General features: G+C 69.4%; 12 protein-coding genes and 1 riboswitch. Of the genes, 5 read left to right on the forward strand and 7 right to left on the reverse strand.

Translation table 11 applies throughout. The features are described 5' to 3' along the window. Positions 1–16: 16 nt before the first annotated feature. The 4 genes from cydD to hisC all read right to left on the reverse strand — a co-directional run bounded on the left by cydD (position 17) and on the right by hisC (position 7,563). On the reverse strand, positions 17–3,550 hold the full coding sequence (cydD, locus tag ACGF8B_RS01090; RefSeq protein WP_392733619.1) for a thiol reductant ABC exporter subunit CydD: 3,534 nt from the start codon (positions 3,548–3,550) through the stop codon (positions 17–19). Between the two features lie 107 nt (positions 3,551–3,657). Beyond that, positions 3,658–4,659, reverse strand: a complete 1,002-nt coding sequence (gene cydB, locus ACGF8B_RS01095) for a cytochrome d ubiquinol oxidase subunit II (RefSeq protein WP_317860230.1) — start codon at positions 4,657–4,659, stop codon at positions 3,658–3,660. A gap of 18 nt (positions 4,660–4,677) precedes the next feature. After that, on the reverse strand, positions 4,678–6,186 hold the full coding sequence (locus ACGF8B_RS01100) for a cytochrome ubiquinol oxidase subunit I (RefSeq protein ID WP_342283266.1): 1,509 nt from the start codon (positions 6,184–6,186) through the stop codon (positions 4,678–4,680). 297 nt (positions 6,187–6,483) lie between these two features. Then, a complete protein-coding gene (gene hisC, locus ACGF8B_RS01105) occupies positions 6,484–7,563 on the reverse strand; it encodes a histidinol-phosphate transaminase (RefSeq protein WP_392733622.1) in 1,080 nt (359 codons plus the stop codon). 370 nt (positions 7,564–7,933) lie between these two features. Between hisC and ACGF8B_RS01110 the strand changes: the two genes are divergently transcribed. From ACGF8B_RS01110 to ACGF8B_RS01125, 4 genes are all read left to right on the forward strand, one after another. Next, positions 7,934–9,046 (forward strand): LacI family DNA-binding transcriptional regulator, encoded by a 1,113-nt coding sequence (locus tag ACGF8B_RS01110; protein WP_124719917.1) that lies wholly within the window; start codon positions 7,934–7,936, stop codon positions 9,044–9,046. A gap of 158 nt (positions 9,047–9,204) precedes the next feature. After that, entirely contained in the window at positions 9,205–10,278 is a 1,074-nt protein-coding gene (locus ACGF8B_RS01115) for a metallophosphoesterase (protein WP_392734438.1), read from the forward strand. Between the two features lie 182 nt (positions 10,279–10,460). Then, the gene (locus tag ACGF8B_RS01120; RefSeq protein ID WP_392733625.1) at positions 10,461–11,285 is read left to right on the forward strand and encodes a hypothetical protein; all 825 of its coding nucleotides are present in this window, start codon (positions 10,461–10,463) and stop codon (positions 11,283–11,285) included. Between the two features lie 53 nt (positions 11,286–11,338). Beyond that, positions 11,339–12,661, forward strand: coding sequence for a hypothetical protein (locus ACGF8B_RS01125; protein WP_392733627.1), 1,323 nt, complete (start codon positions 11,339–11,341; stop codon positions 12,659–12,661). Positions 12,662–12,671: 10 nt separating this feature from the next. Here the strand turns inward: ACGF8B_RS01125 and thiC are convergent, their stop codons facing one another. Beyond that, entirely contained in the window at positions 12,672–14,480 is a 1,809-nt protein-coding gene (gene thiC / locus ACGF8B_RS01130) for a phosphomethylpyrimidine synthase ThiC (RefSeq protein WP_392733629.1), read from the reverse strand. Next, positions 14,473–14,606: riboswitch (TPP riboswitch) on the reverse strand. It overlaps the preceding gene by 8 nt. A 70-nt stretch (positions 14,607–14,676) precedes the next feature. Between thiC and ACGF8B_RS01135 the strand changes: the two genes are divergently transcribed. Next, positions 14,677–15,999 carry a YibE/F family protein gene (locus ACGF8B_RS01135; protein ID WP_392733631.1) on the forward strand — a complete coding sequence of 441 codons (1,323 nt, stop codon included), beginning with the start codon at positions 14,677–14,679 and terminating at the stop codon, positions 15,997–15,999. A 79-nt stretch (positions 16,000–16,078) separates the two neighbouring features. On the opposite strand, the gene ACGF8B_RS01140 is transcribed toward ACGF8B_RS01135, so the two are convergent. After that, positions 16,079–16,516 carry an SsgA family sporulation/cell division regulator gene (locus ACGF8B_RS01140; RefSeq protein ID WP_072488197.1) on the reverse strand — a complete coding sequence of 146 codons (438 nt, stop codon included), beginning with the start codon at positions 16,514–16,516 and terminating at the stop codon, positions 16,079–16,081. A 101-nt stretch (positions 16,517–16,617) separates the two neighbouring features. Continuing rightward, positions 16,618–17,388, reverse strand: coding sequence for an IclR family transcriptional regulator (locus ACGF8B_RS01145; protein ID WP_392733633.1), 771 nt, complete (start codon positions 17,386–17,388; stop codon positions 16,618–16,620). Between the last annotated feature and the right edge of the window lie 5 nt (positions 17,389–17,393).

Raw genomic sequence — 17,393 nt, forward strand, 5'->3', positions numbered from 1 at the left:
GTCGGGTCCGCCCGGATCACGCGGGCACGCCGACAGCCTCTCCGGCCGCCCGCTCGGGTACCCGCGTCGTGGTCTCGCGTTCGCGTTCCAGCATCCGGCGCAGGGGGCCTTCTCCGGTGGCGAGATCGGCGTACGGGCCACGCTGCACGACCCGGCCCCCGTCGAGCACCAGCACCTCGTCGACGGCTTCGAGCCCTTGCAGGCGATGGGTGATCAGGACGGTCGTGCGTCCCTCGGTGGCGGCCAGCAGGTCCGCGGTCAGGGCGTCCGCGGTCGCCAGGTCGAGATGTTCGGCGGGTTCGTCCAGGACGAGTACGGGGAAGTCGGCGAGGATCGCCCTGGCCAGGGCGAGGCGTTGGCGCTGGCCACCGGAGAGGCGTGCGCCGTGTTCGCCGACGAGGGTGTCGAGCCCGTCCGGCAGGGCGTCGACCCAGTCGAGCAGCCGTGCCCGGCCGAGCGCGTCGCGCAGTTCCCCGTCCGTCGCGCCGGTCCGGGCAGGCCGCAGGTTCTCCCGGATGGAACTGTCGAAGACATGGGCGTCCTGGGCGCACAGCCCGACGAACCGCCGGACCGTGTCGCCCTCCAGGGCATCGGCCTCGACACCGCCGATCCGGTACGTCCCGGCCCGTGCGTCCAGGAAGCGGACCAGGACCTGGGCGAGGGTGGTCTTGCCGGAGCCGGAGGGCCCGACGACGGCGATCCGCCGGCCGGCCGTCAGCGTCAGGTCGATGCCGTCGAGGGCGTCCCGCGCCGCTCCGGCGTACCGCGCGGACAGTCCCCGTACCTCCAGCGGGAAGGGCGACTCGGGCGCCTCGGCCGGGCTCTCGGGCTCGTGCACGGGCAGCGGCGCGTCCAGCACCTCGAAGACGCGCTCCGCGCTCTGCTCGACCCTGCGGCGGTACTGCACCGCGAGCGGCAGCCCCGTCACGGCCTCGAAGGCGGCCAGCGGGGTGAGCACCACCACCGCGAGTTCCACGCCCGCGAGCCGGCCGTCGTGCACGGCGGGGAGGGCGACGAGTGCGGTGGCGACGACGGTGAGACCGGCGACCAGGGCGATGAGGCCGCCGCCGAGCGCGGTGGCGGTCGCCGCGCGGGCGGCGATCCGGGTCAGCACACCGTCGGCTTCCCGGGTGCGTTCCGCACGGGCGGGCAGGGCACCCGCGACGGTGAGTTCCGCGGTCCCGCCGAGCAGGTCCGTGATCCGGGTGGCCAGATCGGCGCGTGCGGGGGCCAGCCGGCGTTCCGTGTGGCGGGAGCAGGCGTTGCTGACCAGCGGCACTCCCACCCCGGCCAGCAGCAGCCCGGCGGCCAGCACCGCGCCGGCCGCCGGCAGCAGCCAGCCGACGAACCCGGCGGCCGCCGTGCCGACGACCACGGCGGTCGCGGCGGGCAGCAGCCAGCGCAGCCAGTAGTCCTGCAGGGCGTCGACATCGGCGACGAGCCGGGACAGCAGGTCCCCGCGCCGGGTGCGGCGGAGTCCGGCGGGCGCGACGCGCTCCAGCCCCTGGTAGACCGCGACGCGCAGTTCGGCGAGCATCTTGAGCACCGCGTCGTGCGACACCAGGCGCTCGGCGTAGCGGAAGACGGCCCGCCCAAGCCCGAAGGCGCGGGTCGCGGTCACCGCGACCATCAGATAGAGCACCGGGGGCTGTTCGGAGGCGCGGGAGATCAGCCAGCCGGAGACGGCCATCAGCCCGACGGCCGAGCCGAGCGCGAGGCTGCCCAGCAGCAGTGCGAGCGCCAGCCGGCCGCGCTGTGCCCCGGCGGCCTCCCTGACCCGCGCCAGGACTCGTCCGGAGCGGGCCGCGGTCTCCCGCAGCACTTCGGGTTCCGGCGTCGCTCCGGTGGGGGCGGAGGGTGCGCCCGTCGGCCGCGGTACGGCTGCGGACGGCTCGGCCCCGGCCGGCCGCGCGGTCGCGTCCGGGTGCAGGGTCACGACCCGGTCGGCCACCGAGAGCAGCGCCGGGCGGTGCACGACCAGCAGCACGGTCCGGCCCACGGCCAGCCGCCGTACCGCCTCGACGATCGCTTCCTCCGTCTCGCCGTCCAGGCTCGCGGTCGGTTCGTCGAGCAGCAGCAGTGGGCGGTCGGCGAGGAAGGCCCGCGCCAGGGCGAGCCGCTGACGCTGTCCGGCGGAGAGGCCCGCGCCGTCCTCGCCGATGAGTGTCCGTGCTCCGTCCGGCAGTTCGGCCACGAAATCGTGCGCCCCGGCGTCCCGCAGTGCGGCCGTCACGGCGCGGTCGTCGGCGTCCGGCCGGGCGAGACGTACGTTCTCCGCGATGGTGCCCGCGAAGAGGTACGGGCGCTGCGGTACCCAGGCGATCCGCTCCCGCCACTGCTCGGGGGCGAGCGTCGCCAGATCGGCGCCGCCGATCCGTACCCGCCCCTCGTCGGGCGCCGTGAAGCCGAGGACGACATCCAGCAGGGTGGACTTCCCGACGCCGCTGGGGCCGACCAGGGCCACGGTCTCCCCCTCGTCCACCACCAATGAGGCCTCGCTCAGCGAAGGTTCGGTACGGCCCCGGTGCCGTACGGTCACCCCTTCCAGCTCCAGCCGGAGCGAAGCGGGTACGTCCGCCGTGCCGGCCTGCCGTGGCTCGGTCTCCAGGACCGCGAAGATCTCCTCGGCGGCGGAGAGTCCCTCGGCGGCCGCGTGGTACTGCGCACCGACCTGGCGGATCGGCAGATAGGCCTCGGGCGCCAGGATCAGCACCACCAGGCCGGTGTAGAGGTCGAGTTCGCCGTGCACCAGCCGCATGCCGATGGTGACGGCCACCAGGGCCACCGACAGCGTCGCCAGCAGTTCCAGGGCGAAGGACGACAGGAACGCGATCCGCAGGGTGCGCAGCGTGGCCCGGCGGTACTGCGAGGTGATCGTACGGATGGACTCGGCCTGCGCCTTGGCACGACCGAAGACCTTCAGCGTCGGCAGCCCGGCGACCACGTCGAGGAAGTGTCCGGAGAGCCGGGACAGCAGCCGCCACTGGCGGTCCATCCGCGACTGGGTGGCCCAGCCGATAAGGATCATGAAGAGCGGGATGAGCGGCAGCGTGACCACGATGATCGCCGCCGAGACCCAGTCCTCGGTGACGATCCTGGCCAGGACCGCCACCGGCACGACCACCGCGAGTCCGAGCTGCGGCAGATAGCGTGCGAAGTAGTCGTCGAGCGCGTCGACGCCCCGGGTGGCGAGCGCCACCAGGGAGCCGGTGCGCTGACCGCTCAGCCAGCCGGGCCCGAGCGATGCGGCCCGCTCCAGCAGCCGGCCGCGGAGTTCGGACTTGACCGCCGCGCTGGCCCGGTACGCGGCCAGTTCGGTCAGCCAGGCGACCAGGCCCCGGCCGAGCGCGACCGCGGCGAGCAGGATCAGCGGGGTCCGCAGCCCGGAAACCGTAAGCCCGTCCTCGAACCCGCCCACCACCACTTCGGCGATGAGCATGGCCTGGGCGATGACCAGCGCCGCCCCGACAACTCCGAGCACCACCACGGCTGCCAGGAAGAGGCGGGTGGCGCGGGCGTGGCGGAGCAGACGCGGGTCGATCGGTTTCACGTGAAACAGCCCCTAGCGATCTCGGTCGTCGGACCGGGGTCCGCCCGGCGGACCGGGGTCGGCTTCGCGACCCCGGCCGTGATCCGCCGGTCGGGCCCCAGCTGCGTTCAGTGCGCTTCGGCGATGTGCTGCGTACCGATGCGCTTGCGGAACACCCAGTACGTCCAGCCCTGGTACAGCAGGACGACGGGGGTGGCGATCCCGGCGCACCAGGTCATGATCTTCAGCGTGTACGGGGTGGACGAGGCGTTGGTGACCGTGAGGCTCCAGGCGTCGTCCAGCGAGGACGGCATGACGTTCGGGAAGAGCGTCAGGAACAGCATCGCGACCACGGCCGCGACGGTCACACCGGAGAACGCGAACGACCATCCCTCGCGTCCCACCGCGATCAGGGCGACCGCGGCGACCAGCGCCACCGCGGCGACGATCATCGCCAGCAGGCTCCAGCCGTCACCGTTGTCGAGCTGGGTCCAGATCAGGAAGCCGAGCGCGAGCACCGCGGTGACGATCCCCAGCTTCAGCGCCAGCCTGCCCGCCCGCTCCCGGATGTCCCCGACCGTCTTGAGCCCCGCGAACACGGCGCCGTGGAAGGTGAAGAGGAAGAGCGTGACCAGTCCGCCGAGAATGGCGTACGGGTTGAGCAGGTCCCAGAAGTTGCCCACGTACTCCATGTCGGCGTCGATCTTCACGCCGCGCACGATGTTCCCGAAGGCCACGCCCCAGAGCACGGCCGGGATCAACGAGGTCCAGAAGATGGCGTGTTCCCAGTTGGTCTGCCACTTCTCACCGGACCGCTTGGCCCGGTACTCGAAGGCGACCCCGCGCACGATCAGGCAGACCAGGATGATCAGCAGTGGCAGGTAGAAGCCGGAGAACAGGGTGGCGTACCACTCGGGGAAGGCGGCGAAGGTCGCACCGCCCGCGGAGAGCAGCCACACCTCGTTGCCGTCCCAGACGGGCCCGATCGTGTTGATCAGGACCCGTCGTTCCTTGCGGTCGCGGGCCAGCAGCTTGGTGAGGACGCCGATCCCGAAGTCGAATCCCTCCAGGAAGAAGTAGCCGGTCCAGAGGACGGCGATGAGCACGAACCAGACGTCGTGGAGTTCCATCTCTCAGCTCCTCTGCTCTCAGTAGGAGAAGGCCATCGGCCGGTCGGCGTCGTCATGGTCGCCGCCGATCCTGGTGGGCGGGTTGAGGTCGGCCTCGGTCAGCTCCGGCGGACCTGCCTTGATGTACTTCACGAGCAGCTTGACCTCGACGACCGCGAGCACGGCGTAGAGCAGGGTGAAGCCGATCATCGAGGTGAGCACCTCGCCCTGCGAGACGCCGGGGGAGACCGCGTCGCGGGTCTGGAGGACTCCGTAGACGACCCAGGGCTGGCGGCCCATCTCGGTGAAGATCCAGCCCCAGGAGTTGGCGATCAGCGGGAAGAGCAGGGTCCAGAGCGCGACGATCCAGTAGCACCTGGCGAGCTTCGGGCTGAGTGCCTTGTTCTTGAAGAGGACCAGGTGCGGCACTTCGTCCTCACCGGTCCGCAGCCCCGGCGGCAGCATGAACTTCTTCCGGGTCAGCCACAGTCCGAGGATGCCGAGGGCGAAGGACGCCATCCCGAATCCGATCATCCAGCGGAAGCTCCAGAACGCGACCGGGATGTTGGGGCGGTAGTCACCCGGACCGAACTTCTCCTGTTCGGCCTTGTTGATGTCGTTGATGCCGGGGACGTACGAGGTGAAACTGTCGTCCGCGAGGAAGGACAGTATCCCCGGGATGGAGATCTCCACGGTGTTGTGGCCCTTGGCCACGTCGCCGACCGCGAAGATCGAGAAGGGTGCCGAGTCCTGCCCCTCCCAGAGCGCCTCGGCGGCGGCCATCTTCATCGGCTGCTGCTTGAACATGACCTTGCCGAGCTGGTCGCCGCTGATGGCGGTGAGAAGTCCGGCGATCACCACGGTGATCAGTCCGAGCCGCAGCGAGGTCCGCATCACCGGGATGTGCTTCTTGCGCGCCAGGTGGAAGGCGGCGATGCCGACCATGAACGCGCCGCCGACCAGGAAGGCCGCAGTGATGGTGTGGAAGAACTGGGCGAGCGCGGTGTTCTGGGTGAGCACGTGCCAGAAGTCGGTGAGCTCGGCCCGGCCGCGCTCCTTGTTGATCCGGTAGCCGACCGGATGCTGCATCCAGGAGTTGGCCGCCAGGATGAAGTAGGCGGACAGGATCGTCCCGATGGAGACCATCCAGATGCAGGCGAGGTGGATCTTCTTCGGCAGCTTGTCCCAGCCGAAGATCCACAGCCCGATGAACGTGGACTCGAAGAAGAACGCGATCAGTGCTTCGAACGCGAGTGGAGCGCCGAAGATGTCGCCGACGAACCGCGAGTAGTCGGACCAGTTCATGCCGAACTGGAACTCCTGGACGATGCCGGTGACGACGCCCATGGCGATGTTGATCAGGAAGAGTTTGCCCCAGAACTTCGTCGCCCTGAGGTACTTCTCGTTGTTCGTCCGGACCCAGGCGGTCTGCAGGCCGGCGGTGAGCGCGGCGAGCGAGATCGTCAGGGGGACGAACAGGAAGTGATAGACGGTGGTGATACCGAACTGCCATCGCGCCAGGGTTTCCGGCGCCAGAGCTAGCTCCACGTCGTCTTCTCCTTACGTCGCCGTAGTCACAGCGGCAGTTTGCCCTTTAAATCCGACTAATCATGGGAGGAAATAGGACACGCTTGTGAACGCGTTCACATTCACAAGCATTATGGCGCACAGACTTTCGGGACGTTCGGGCGGGGTACCCCTCTCGGGACGTTCCGATCAATCCACCCGAACCAGACGCCCCGGTCCCAGGAGCGGGAGGGCCCGGACCGGCAAAAGGCCCCGCGCCTCGACGAACGAGGTGCGGGGCCCGGGCCCTTCGTCACGCAGGCGGTCTGCGCGGTCGCTCTACAGCTCCCTGCGGTACGACTCGGCCACCTTCAGGAACAGGTCGTTCGCCTCGTCCTCCCCGATCGAAACCCGCACGCCCTCGCCCGCGAACGGCCTGACCACCACTCCGGCCCGCTCACAGGCCGCGGCGAAGTCGCCGGTACGGTCCCCGAGCCGGATCCAGACGAAGTTCGCCTGGGACTCCGGCACGGTCCACCCCTGGCCGGCCAGCGCCCGCTGCACCCGCTCGCGCTCGGACACCAAGGAACCCACCCGCCCCAGGAGTTCGTCCTCGGCACGCAGTGAGGCGACCGCCGCGTCCTGGGCGAGCTGACTGACCCCGAACGGCACCGCCGTCTTGCGCAGCGCGGCCGCCACCGGCTCGTGGGCCACCGCGAAACCGACCCGCAGACCCGCCAGACCGTACGCCTTGGAGAAGGTCCGCAGCACCGCCACATTGGGCCGGTCCCGGTAGATCTCGATGCCGTCCGGCACCTCGGCGTCGCGGATGAACTCCCGGTACGCCTCGTCGAGCACCACCAGCACATCGCCCGGCACCCGGTCCAGGAACCGCTCCAGCTCGGCCCGGCGCACCACGGTGCCGGTCGGGTTGTTCGGGTTGCAGACGAAGATCATCCGGGTGCGGTCCGTGATCGCGTCCGCCATCGCGTCGAGGTCGTGCACCTCACCGCCGGTCAGCGGCACCTTCACCGAGGTCGCGCCGCTGACCTGCGTGATGATCGGGTACGCCTCGAAGGAGCGCCAGGCGTAGATGACCTCGTCGCCCGGTCCCGACGTCGCCTGGAGCAGCTGCTGTGCCACACCGACCGAGCCGGTTCCGGTGGCGAGGTGCGAGAGGGGCACACCGAAACGGTCGGCCAGCTCGTTCATCAGACCGGTGCAGGCCATGTCCGGGTAGCGGTTGAAGTTCGCGGCCGCCGCCAGGGCGGTCTCCATCACCCCGGGCAGCGGCGGATACGGATTCTCGTTGGAGGACAGCTTGAACGCGACCGGTCCACCGGCGGCAGCCGGCTTGCCCGGTACATAGGCGGGGACGCCGTCCAGCTCGGCACGCAGCTTGGGGCTCGTCTCGCTCACCGCAGGTCCTCCTCGATCGTCTGTACACATCAATACTGCTCACCTTATGAGGATTGAGCGCCGCTGCGAATGGCCGGAGCGCCCAATCGTCCGGTGCGACCAGGAATGGGGGGAGCGCCCTTCGGTCCGGCGCGCGCCGGTGGCTCACTCCGTGGCGCGCGTCCCTCGAAGAGGTGAGATGAGACCTCTTCGAGACATCGACCATTTAGTAGGCCCATCGGGTTCGATGCATGACACACTACGGTCAAGCCCTCCAACACCCTTGGTTTGCAAGGCATTTGGCCTTTGATGATCATGCAAAAACGTGCCTGTCAACGAGTGAATATGCGACCAGGCCAACCACCCCTCCGAGCCCTACTATCGGCTCGCCATGACAGCAGCAGGGAAGCACCAGGTGAGCCGGACGGACACACCCCGGCGCGGCGGCCGGCAAGGACGAGCGGGAATCCGGGACGTGGCCGCCGCCGCAGGGGTCTCCATCACGACCGTCTCCGACGCGCTCAACGGCAAGGGCAGGCTCCCGGACGCCACCCGCCGCCATGTCCGCGAGGTCGCAGAGCGCCTGGGCTACCGCCCTTCCGCCGCGGCCCGAACCCTCCGTACCGGCAAGTCCGGCCTGATCGGCCTGACCGTGACGACCTACGGGGACGAACCCTTCACCTTCACCGAATTCGCGTACTTCGCGGAAATGGCCAGAGCCGCCACCTCCGCCGCGCTCGCCCGCGGTTACGCCCTCGTCATCCTGCCCGCCACCTCGCGCCACGACGTCTGGTCGAACGTCGCCCTCGACGGCACCGTCGTGATCGACCCGTCCGACCAGGACCCGGTCGTCACGGAGCTGGTGCGCCAGGGGCTGCCCGTCGTCTCGGACGGACGCCCGGCCGGAACGCTCCCGGTCACCGCCTGGGTCGACAACGACCACCGGGCCGCCGTGCTCGACCTGCTCGACCATCTCGCCGCCGCCGGGGCACGCCGCATCGGCCTGCTCACCGGCACCACCACCGACACGTACACCCGCCTCTCCACCACCGCGTACCTCCACTGGTGCGAGCGCGTGGGCCAGGACCCGGTGTACGAGTCCTACCCAGCCCACGACCCCTGCGCGGGCGCGGTCGCCGCCGACCGGCTGCTCGCCCGCCCCGACCGCCCCGACGCCGTCTACGGGCTCTTCGATCCCAACGGGACCGATCTGCTGGCGGCGGCCCGTCGGTACGGCCTGCGCGTCCCCGAGGACCTGCTGCTGGTCTGTTGCAGCGAGTCCACCGTGTACGCGACGACCGAGCCCCCCATCACCACCCTCTCGCTCAAGCCGCGCAGGATCGGCACCGCGGTCGTCCAGCTCCTGATCGACGCCATCGAGGGCGTGGACCACGACGGACCGGTGGAGCAGGTCATACCGACCGAACTCATCGTGCGGACCTCCTCGCAACGCCGTCCACCCCGCACGACGGTCAGCGCGCCCCGCTCTCCGGCAGGGGATTGATCAGTAGATTTCGGACCAAACGGCCGGTGAACCCGACGTGCGTCCGGATTCACCACCCCTGGTGCGTCACAGAGCACGATCCGCATTCCTATGATGGGCGCACGACACCGCGGACCGCCCCGACCAGCAGGGCCCGTCAGGTGTACGGCGGCGCGACGGTGGTGGAGGGGTCGATGACACAGGGGGCCGGTCAGGAACCCGTGGTGCGGACGGCGACGTTGCGCGACTTCCGCGTACCGCCCTATGCCCAGAGCCCGGTGCCGCCGCCTTCGGCGCACCCGGGCAACGCCGTCCCCGGCGACGTGCCGCCGGACGGGTACACGCCCACCGCGCGCGATCTTCCGGTGATCAACCGCGGTGACACCGTGGAGGTCCCGACGGTCCCCGACCCGCTCCCCGCCCCGGAGCAGGGCCGTGGGCCGCTGTATGTCGTCGGTGACGTCCACGGCTATCTGGACGAGCTCCACGCCGCCCTCGCCGAGCAGGGCCTCATCGACGCCGAGGGCAAGTGGTCGGCGGGCAACGCCCGGCTCTGGTTCCTCGGCGACTTCACCGACCGGGGCCCGGACGGCATCGGAGTCATCGACCTCGTGATGCGCCTGTCCGCCGAGGCAGCGGCCGCCGGCGGCTACTGCAAGGCCCTGATGGGCAATCACGAGCTGCTGCTCCTCGGCGCCAAGCGCTTCAACGACACCCCGGTCAACTCCGGTGCGGGCACCGCCACCTTCCAGGCGGCCTGGCTGCTCAACGGCGGCCAGAAGAACGACATGGAGCGCCTCCAGGACGTCCACCTCCAGTGGATGTCCCGGCTCGACGCGGTCGTCGAGGAGGACGGGCATCTGCTGATGCACTCCGACACGACGGCGTACCTCGAATACGGCAGCACGATCGAGGACGTCAACGACACCGTGCACGCCATTCTCACGCGCAACGACGCCGATGAGTGCTGGGACCTCTTCCGGAAGCTCACCAAGCGGTTCGCCTTCCGCGACGAGTCGGGTCCGCAGGCCGTCCGGGAACTGATGGCGGCCTACGGCGGACAGCGCATCGTCCATGGTCACAGCCCCATTCCGTACCTCCTGGGCGAGGTCGGCTCGGAGGACGGCGAGGACGGTTCCGGCCCCGTGGTCGAGGGTCCGCACGTGTACGCGGACGGGCTCGCCATCGCCATGGACGGCGGAGTGACCATGGCCGGAAAGCTACTGGTCGTCCAACTGCCTCTGCATGACTGACGCACTTCCGGGAAGACGGTCCCACGACCTGACCACGCCGACCGCTGGGCCTATTTACGGAAACCCCCTGTCACCCCGTGCCGTGGGCGCTCTACCATCGGCGTATCAGTAGCAGGCTCTCCTCCGTTTCCGCCCAACTGCTCGCGTTCAGCGGGCACTCAGGCCCGACGGAGCATCGGGGGATGCACATGAACAGCGCTCCGCACCTGCTGGCCGAGGACCGACCCGAGTACGAGCGGATCCTCGACGACGCACTGCGTCATGCCCATGAACGGCCGGATCTGGCCGCGGTCGGCGAACGGCTCAATGCCGTGCAGCTTCGCACCATGGCACTGGACGCCACCGAGCTGATCACCGCGACGGCCGCCACCGAGTACAAGCACTACGTGGAGGCCCGCGAGGAACTCCGCGGCCCCGCCGACGGGACGGACGAGGAGGCGAGCCCCGGCCCGGGAACGGGCCGTTCGCATCAGTCGGGCGCCGGCATAGGAGCCGTCGTCACGGTCCTGGCACCGGTGCTCGCCGGTACCGCGGCGTTCATATTCCTGCTGGCCGGCTATCTGCTGAGGCTGCTCGACCCGGCGCCGTCCTTCGCCTCCACCATGGTCTCGGCGGGCTGGTTCTTCGCCGCGGTCACGGCCGCCGCGATCCTGGTCGCCGCCGTCGGGCTGCTCATCACGGCACTGCGCAACGGATCGGCGGCCCAGCCCGTCGAGGACGACGAGGAGGAGCTCCCGGAGGACGTGGCGCGGGCCAGGGAGGCTTGGCGTCACGCCCTGCTGGAACGCGGCATCCTGCCGTTCCTGCGGGACGCGCTCGCCGATCCCGACGCCGCTCCCGCCTCGCGCACCCCGGTCCGCTCCGCGAACCGCATCCCGAAGATCGGCTACAGCCCGCCGGACTTCTCCAGCCCGGACAACGGCCCGTCGGCAGGCCCCCGGCCGACGTTCACCTCACCGGACTTCACCAGCCCCGACTTCGGCGGTCCCGAGCACGAACCGGACTGACCCGACCGGTGCCCGGTCGCCGCCCCGGAAGCGCGAGCCTCCGGGGCGGCGACGTGTCCGGACCGGTCCGCGGCCGGCAGCCGGATCCGGTCGCCGCGAACTCCTTGGACTTCTCCGCCGTACCCGCCTCGATCTCCGACTGCGGACCGCCGTGCTCGCGCCGGATGCCCTGGGAGATCTTCATCGAGCAGAAGGGCGGACAGCACTGGCCCGGCGCCTCCCTCTCCGGTGTGACGTCCTACTATGCGTCAGTCCTCCGGCGGATCCGGATCATCGTGCGGCAAGGAAGGTCCATGCGCCTGTCCAGCTACGTCAAGAAGGCCGCCATGGGCGCGGCGGCGATACCCCTCCTCGCCGGGTGCACAGGGGAACAAGGTGCGGGCGGGGCCGTGGAGCGAGCCGAGAAGAGGCCTGCGTCCTGGACGGACCTGCCGGTGCGGACAGGTGCACGGGACGTCGTCCACACGGACACCGACCACCGGTCGTACGAGGTCAGGCTCACGGTCAAGAGCCTGGTCCGGGGCTCGGAGGAGGACATGCGGGGGGCGCGCGTGGACAAGGAGCTGAAGGGCACGGTCCCCCACTACCTCACCTTCGAGGTCACCAACACCGGTCGGGAGAGGATCCCCGCTGCCTACATGGTCGACAGCGACTTCACACTGAACGGCACCGACTGGGCAAGCGGGGAAAAGGTCCACGTCAGCGGCGGCAGGCCGGGCGGGGTCGACCTGCCCTGCGCCGACGCCGCGCCGAACTCGCTGGCGCCCGACGACTCGTACAACACCTGCGTGACCTACGCGCTGCCCGAGGGCGTCGGCGTGCTGTCGCTGACGCACCACGCCGACGGCTACCTCGACGAGGGCGGAGCGGTCGCCATCTGGCCCGTCGAGGGCGGCCTCAAGGCGGCGTCCGCCGGGCTGGCGGAGCCGGGCGACATCGTCCGCGTCCGGTGGGACGCCCGCGAGGACGGCGTCCTCGAACTGCCCGCCACGCTGGTCTCCGTACGCCGGGGCAGCGCGGGCGACCTCGCGGGCCTGGACCTCGACCTCAACGAGAGCGAGCGGCACGGCGTCCCGTACTACGTGTCGGTCACCTACACCAACACCGGTCCGAAAGACCTCTACACCAACCAGGCCGACCGCGTCCGCCTGCTCACCGAGGGCGGTCGACAGATACGGGGTAAGACCCCCTTCGTCCTCGACACGAAGATCCCCGGCTGTCCGTCCGACTGGGTCGCCCGGACGATACCGCCGGGCGACAGCGTGACGGAGTGCAGCATCCACCTGGTGACGGACGACGGCGACAAGCCGTTCGCGGTGGGTTTCGCGGAGGCGGGCCGGCCGGGACTGGTGGCCTGGCGGGCCCCCCTCCGCTGAGGCGGCCGGGTCAGTCGGCCGTCCTGCCGCCCGTCTCCGCGAGCGGCAGGTACACACGGTTGCCTGCTGCCGCGAACTCCTTCGACTTCTCCAGCATCCCGGCCTCGATCTCTTCGGGCGTCGAGCCGGCGTCGCCGCCGAACTGCTCTGTGATGCTCCTGCTGATCTTCATCGAACAGAACTTCGGACCGCACATGGAACAGAAGTGCGCCGTCTTCGCCGGCTCGGCCGGCAGCGTCTCGTCGTGGAACTCCCGTGCGGTGTCCGGGTCGAGGGCCAGGTTGAACTGGTCCTCCCAGCGGAACTCGAACCGGGCGTCGGAGAGCGCGTCGTCCCAGTCCTGTGCCCCGGGGTGCCCCTTGGCGAGGTCCGCCGCGTGCGCCGCGATCTTGTAGGTGATGACGCCGGTCTTCACATCGTCCCGGTTGGGCAGGCCCAGGTGCTCCTTCGGCGTGACGTAGCAGAGCATCGCCGTACCCCACCACGCGATCATCGCCGCGCCGATGCCGGAGGTGATGTGGTCGTACGCCGGCGCGACATCGGTGGTCAGCGGGCCGAGCGTGTAGAACGGCGCCTCCTCGCAGATCTCCTGCTGGAGGTCGATGTTCTCCTTGATCTTGTGCATCGGGACGTGGCCCGGACCCTCGATCATGGTCTGCACACCGAACCGCTTGGCGACCGAGTTCAGCTCGCCGAGCGTGCGCAGTTCGGCGAACTGCGCCGCGTCATTGGCGTCGGCGATCGAGCCGGGACGCAGCCCGTCGCCCAGTGAGTACGTCACGTCGTAGGTCGCGAGGATCTCGCAGAGCTCCTCGAAGTGCTCGTACAGGAACGACTCCTTGTGGTGCGCGAGGCACCAAGCCGCCATGATCGAGCCGCCGCGCGAGACGATTCCGGTCTTGCGGCGGGCGGTCATCGGTACGTACGGCAGGCGCACGCCGGCGTGGACGGTCATGTAGTCGACGCCCTGCTCGGCCTGCTCGATGACCGTGTCCTTGTAGATCTCCCAGGTCAGCTCCTCCGCCCGGCCGTCGACCTTCTCCAGTGCCTGGTAGAGCGGGACGGTGCCGATCGGCACCGGGGAATTGCGCAGAACCCACTCACGGGTGGTGTGAATGTTGCGGCCGGTGGACAGATCCATGACGGTGTCGGCGCCCCAACGCGTCGCCCACGTCATTTTTTCCACCTCCTCCTCGATGGAGGACGTCACCGCGGAGTTGCCGATGTTGGCATTGACCTTCACCAGGAACCGCTTGCCGATGATCATCGGCTCAATCTCCGGGTGGTTGACGTTGGCGGGCAGCACGGCCCGGCCGGCCGCGATCTCCTCGCGCACCACCTCGGGCTCGACGTTCTCCCGGATGGCCACGTACTCCATCTCCGGGGTGATCTCGCCCCGGCGGGCGTACGCGAGCTGGGTCACCGGCTGTCCGTCCCGGCTGCGGCGCGGCAGCCGCGGTCGGCCGGGGAAGACCGCGTCGAGGTTGCGCAGCCCGCCACGCGGCGAGGTGTGCTTGAGCCCGTCGTCCTCGGGGCGGGCGGGGCGGCCCGGGTACTCCTCGGTGTCGCCGCGGGCGATGATCCAGTTCTCCCGCAGCGGTGCGAGCCCGCGACGGACATCGGTCTCGACGGTGGGATCGGTGTACGGACCCGACGTGTCGTACAGCGTCACGTCCTTGCCGTTGGTGAGGTGCACCTGACGGACCGGCACCTGGAGGTCCGGGCGCGAGCCCCGGACGTACCCCTTGTGCCAGCCGGTGGACTTCCCGGCCTCGTCGCTCTGGTTCGAGGCAGGCGTGCGTGCGTCCGATGTGGTCATGAGACCTACTCCCTACGCCGGCATTACCCGGTAACAGGTTCGGCGGTCGGCGCAGCCTGTCCCGTACGGACGTACGGAGATCAGCGCCCTCTCAGCCCGGTGCTCCGAGCTCCCGCGTGTGCAAAGGTTCCTCCACGCTAGCGCCCCGTCCCGCCTGCTGAACAGTGGGCCCGTCCCTTCTTGCGATGATCGGCCGGTGACGTCCCCCCGAATCGACCACGAACCACAGAGCCATCAGCACGGCCACTCGCACAGCCATGGCCCTGCCGCACCCGTCTCCACGCACCTGCGCAAAGTCATCGCGGCCGTACTGATCCCGTTCGCCACCGCCGTCGTCGTCGGTCTGGTGGCCCTCTGGCCGGGGGGTGCACCGCCGCACGAACGGACCGGCGTCGGATTCGACCGGCAGACCCAGCAGGGAAAGGTGGTGAACATCGTCAAGGTGGACTGCAAGGAGGTGAACGCGGCCCGGACGCCCATCGACGGAGGCACCACGCCTCCGTCGGAAAGCGGGCAGGGGCTGTGCAAGAAGGCCAGGATCGAGGTGACGACCGGTCATGACAAGGGCCGGACGTTCATCGAGATCATCCAGCCCGACACACCGCGTCAGCTGCGCGACGGTCAGGGCGTGGTCGTGGCGTACGCCCCCGACGCGCCCCGTGATCTGCAGTACTCGGTGACGGATGTGAACCGGAAGTTCCCGATGGCCCTGCTGGCCGGGATCTTCGCCCTGGTCGTGGTCGCGGTGGGACGCATGCGCGGGGTGATGGCGCTGGTCGCGCTCGCGGTCTCGTTCGCCGTGCTGACCCTGTTCATCCTCCCGGCCATTCTCCAGGGCTCGAATCCGCTGCTCGTCGCGGTGGTCGGGGCCGGCGCGATCATGCTGATCGCGCTCTACATGTGCCACGGCCTGACCGCCCGTACCTCGGTCGCGGTGATCGGCACGCTGATCTCGTTGCTGCTGATCGGGCTGCTCGGATCGCTCTTCATCGGCTGGGCGAGCCTGACCGGCAACACCGACGACAACACCGGCCTCATCCATGGCCTGTACCCGCACATCGACATGAGCGGTCTGCTTCTGGCCGGTGTCATCATCGGTTCGCTCGGGGTCCTCGACGATGTGACCGTGACCCAGACATCGGCGGTCTGGGAACTCCACCAGGCGAACCCGACGTTGGGTGTGCGGGGGCTCTACCGGGCGGGGATCAGGATCGGGCGCGACCACATCGCCTCGGTCGTCAATACGCTGGTGCTCGCCTACGCGGGCGCGGCACTGCCGTTGCTGCTGCTGTTCTCCGTCGCGCAGAGCAGCGTGGGGACGGTGGCCAACAGCGAGCTGGTGGCGGAGGAGATAGTACGAACGCTGGTCGGATCGATCGGACTGGTCGCCTCGGTGCCGGTGACGACGGTGCTCGCCGCGCTGGTCGTCTCCGCGGACCGCACAGGGCTCGGCGCGGAAGCCGGAGCTTCGGCACCCGTACGGACCGGGAGGGGCCGTCGTCGCAGGACGAAGACCTGAGCGTCTCCACAGGTGAGTAATTCACCCATTCGGCAGGTGCCGTGTTCGACCGGCAAGCCGGTCGGCGGCGCCGTTGTGCTCAGCCGGCGTTCTGTTCCTCGGCGAGAATCCGGCCCAGAGCGTCTTCGAGATTGCCCTCGAAGTCACCCAGCGTGCACTCCTGCCCGAGTGGCACAAGCTTGTCGGTCCGGTCGAGAAACGCCACAAGTGGGGCCGTACCGGCCCTGAAGAGAGCCCGGTCCTCGCCGACCTGGAGCCGGATATGTACGTCGGACAACCCCTCGGGCTCAGTGGGGCCGATGTGTACATCGCCGTCGCCACTGGGGCTGTTGAGGCCGTCGAGCAGCAGCTCACGACCGAATGCCCAGGTGACGGGGGCGTCACCGGGCAGATGGAAGGTCATCCGGATCGCATACGGATCGCAGACCTCGTACCGGAGCTCCACCGGGATCCGGAAAGAGAGCTCCTCGGAGACGAGGAAGCTCATCATGACCTCAGCTTGAACCGACTCGCGCATCGTTCAACCCCGCAGTAGATGAATCTGGCCAGGAATGATCCCCCGTGGCCCTATTGACGCCATCGTGGTGCACGCGATAGCAGATCACAAGGAGTGATTTTTCAGATACTGATAGAGAACACGAACGAACGCAAGAGGTTGGCCACTTCGCCACGTAGTTGTTCGACTGCGGGGAGCAACCGACTCTCCTGCTCCAGGGGTACCGAAATCGCCATCGCGGCAGCGGTGAACCCGGCCGTGATCGGGATGGCCGCGCAGACCGTTCCGAGGGCGTACTCCTGGCGCTCGACGACAGGTTCCGTCCGCTCCAGCGACCGCAGCCGCTCAAGGAGCGTCGCCCGGTCCTTCACCGAATAACGGGTCAGTGGACGCACAGGGTGACGGTCGAGGTGGTCCTCGCGGGCCTTCTCGTCGAGTTGGCTCAGCAGGCACTGGCCGATCGCGTGGGCATGACCGGTCTCCCGGAAGGACACCCACTCGTCGACGGCGGGGATGGCGGGGGTGTCCGCGACCGCGATGAGTTCGATCTCACCCTCGCGGTAGACGGCGCAGTACACGGGTGCGCCGATCATGTCGCGCCAGCGGCCCAGCGACTCGGCCATCCCGCCGCGACGGTTCCGCAACGCCCTTGCGCCGACCAGGCGTTCCGCCGCGGTCCCGATGAGGAAGACGCCGTTCTCCCGGCGCAGATATCCCTCGTGCGTCAGGGTGCGCAGCAGGTGGTAGGCCGTGGGAAGAGGAAGGCCCGCTTCCCTGGCCAGTTGTTTCGCGGGCGCCCCGTCGCGATGGGCCACCACGGCCTCCAGCAGCCTCAGCGCTCGCTGTACCGAGCCGATCAGCGTCGGGGCAGCAGTGCTCGATGCCGTGGTCAACAGTC

Source organism: Streptomyces sp. NPDC047917 (assembly GCF_043204345.1).
GTDB lineage: Bacteria > Actinomycetota > Actinomycetes > Streptomycetales > Streptomycetaceae > Streptomyces > Streptomyces sanglieri.

Excerpts from the sequence above, each read along its gene's own strand:
- thiC (WP_392733629.1), bottom strand. The coding sequence starts at position 14,480 with ATGACCACATCGGACGCACGCACGCCTGCCTCGAACCAGAGCGACGAG.
- ACGF8B_RS01140 (WP_072488197.1), bottom strand. The coding sequence starts at position 16,516 with ATGCGCGAGTCGGTTCAAGCTGAGGTCATGATGAGCTTCCTCGTCTCC.
- ACGF8B_RS01120 (WP_392733625.1), top strand. The coding sequence starts at position 10,461 with ATGCACATGAACAGCGCTCCGCACCTGCTGGCCGAGGACCGACCCGAG.
- cydB (WP_317860230.1), bottom strand. The coding sequence starts at position 4,659 with ATGGAACTCCACGACGTCTGGTTCGTGCTCATCGCCGTCCTCTGGACC.
- ACGF8B_RS01110 (WP_124719917.1), top strand. The coding sequence starts at position 7,934 with ATGACAGCAGCAGGGAAGCACCAGGTGAGCCGGACGGACACACCCCGG.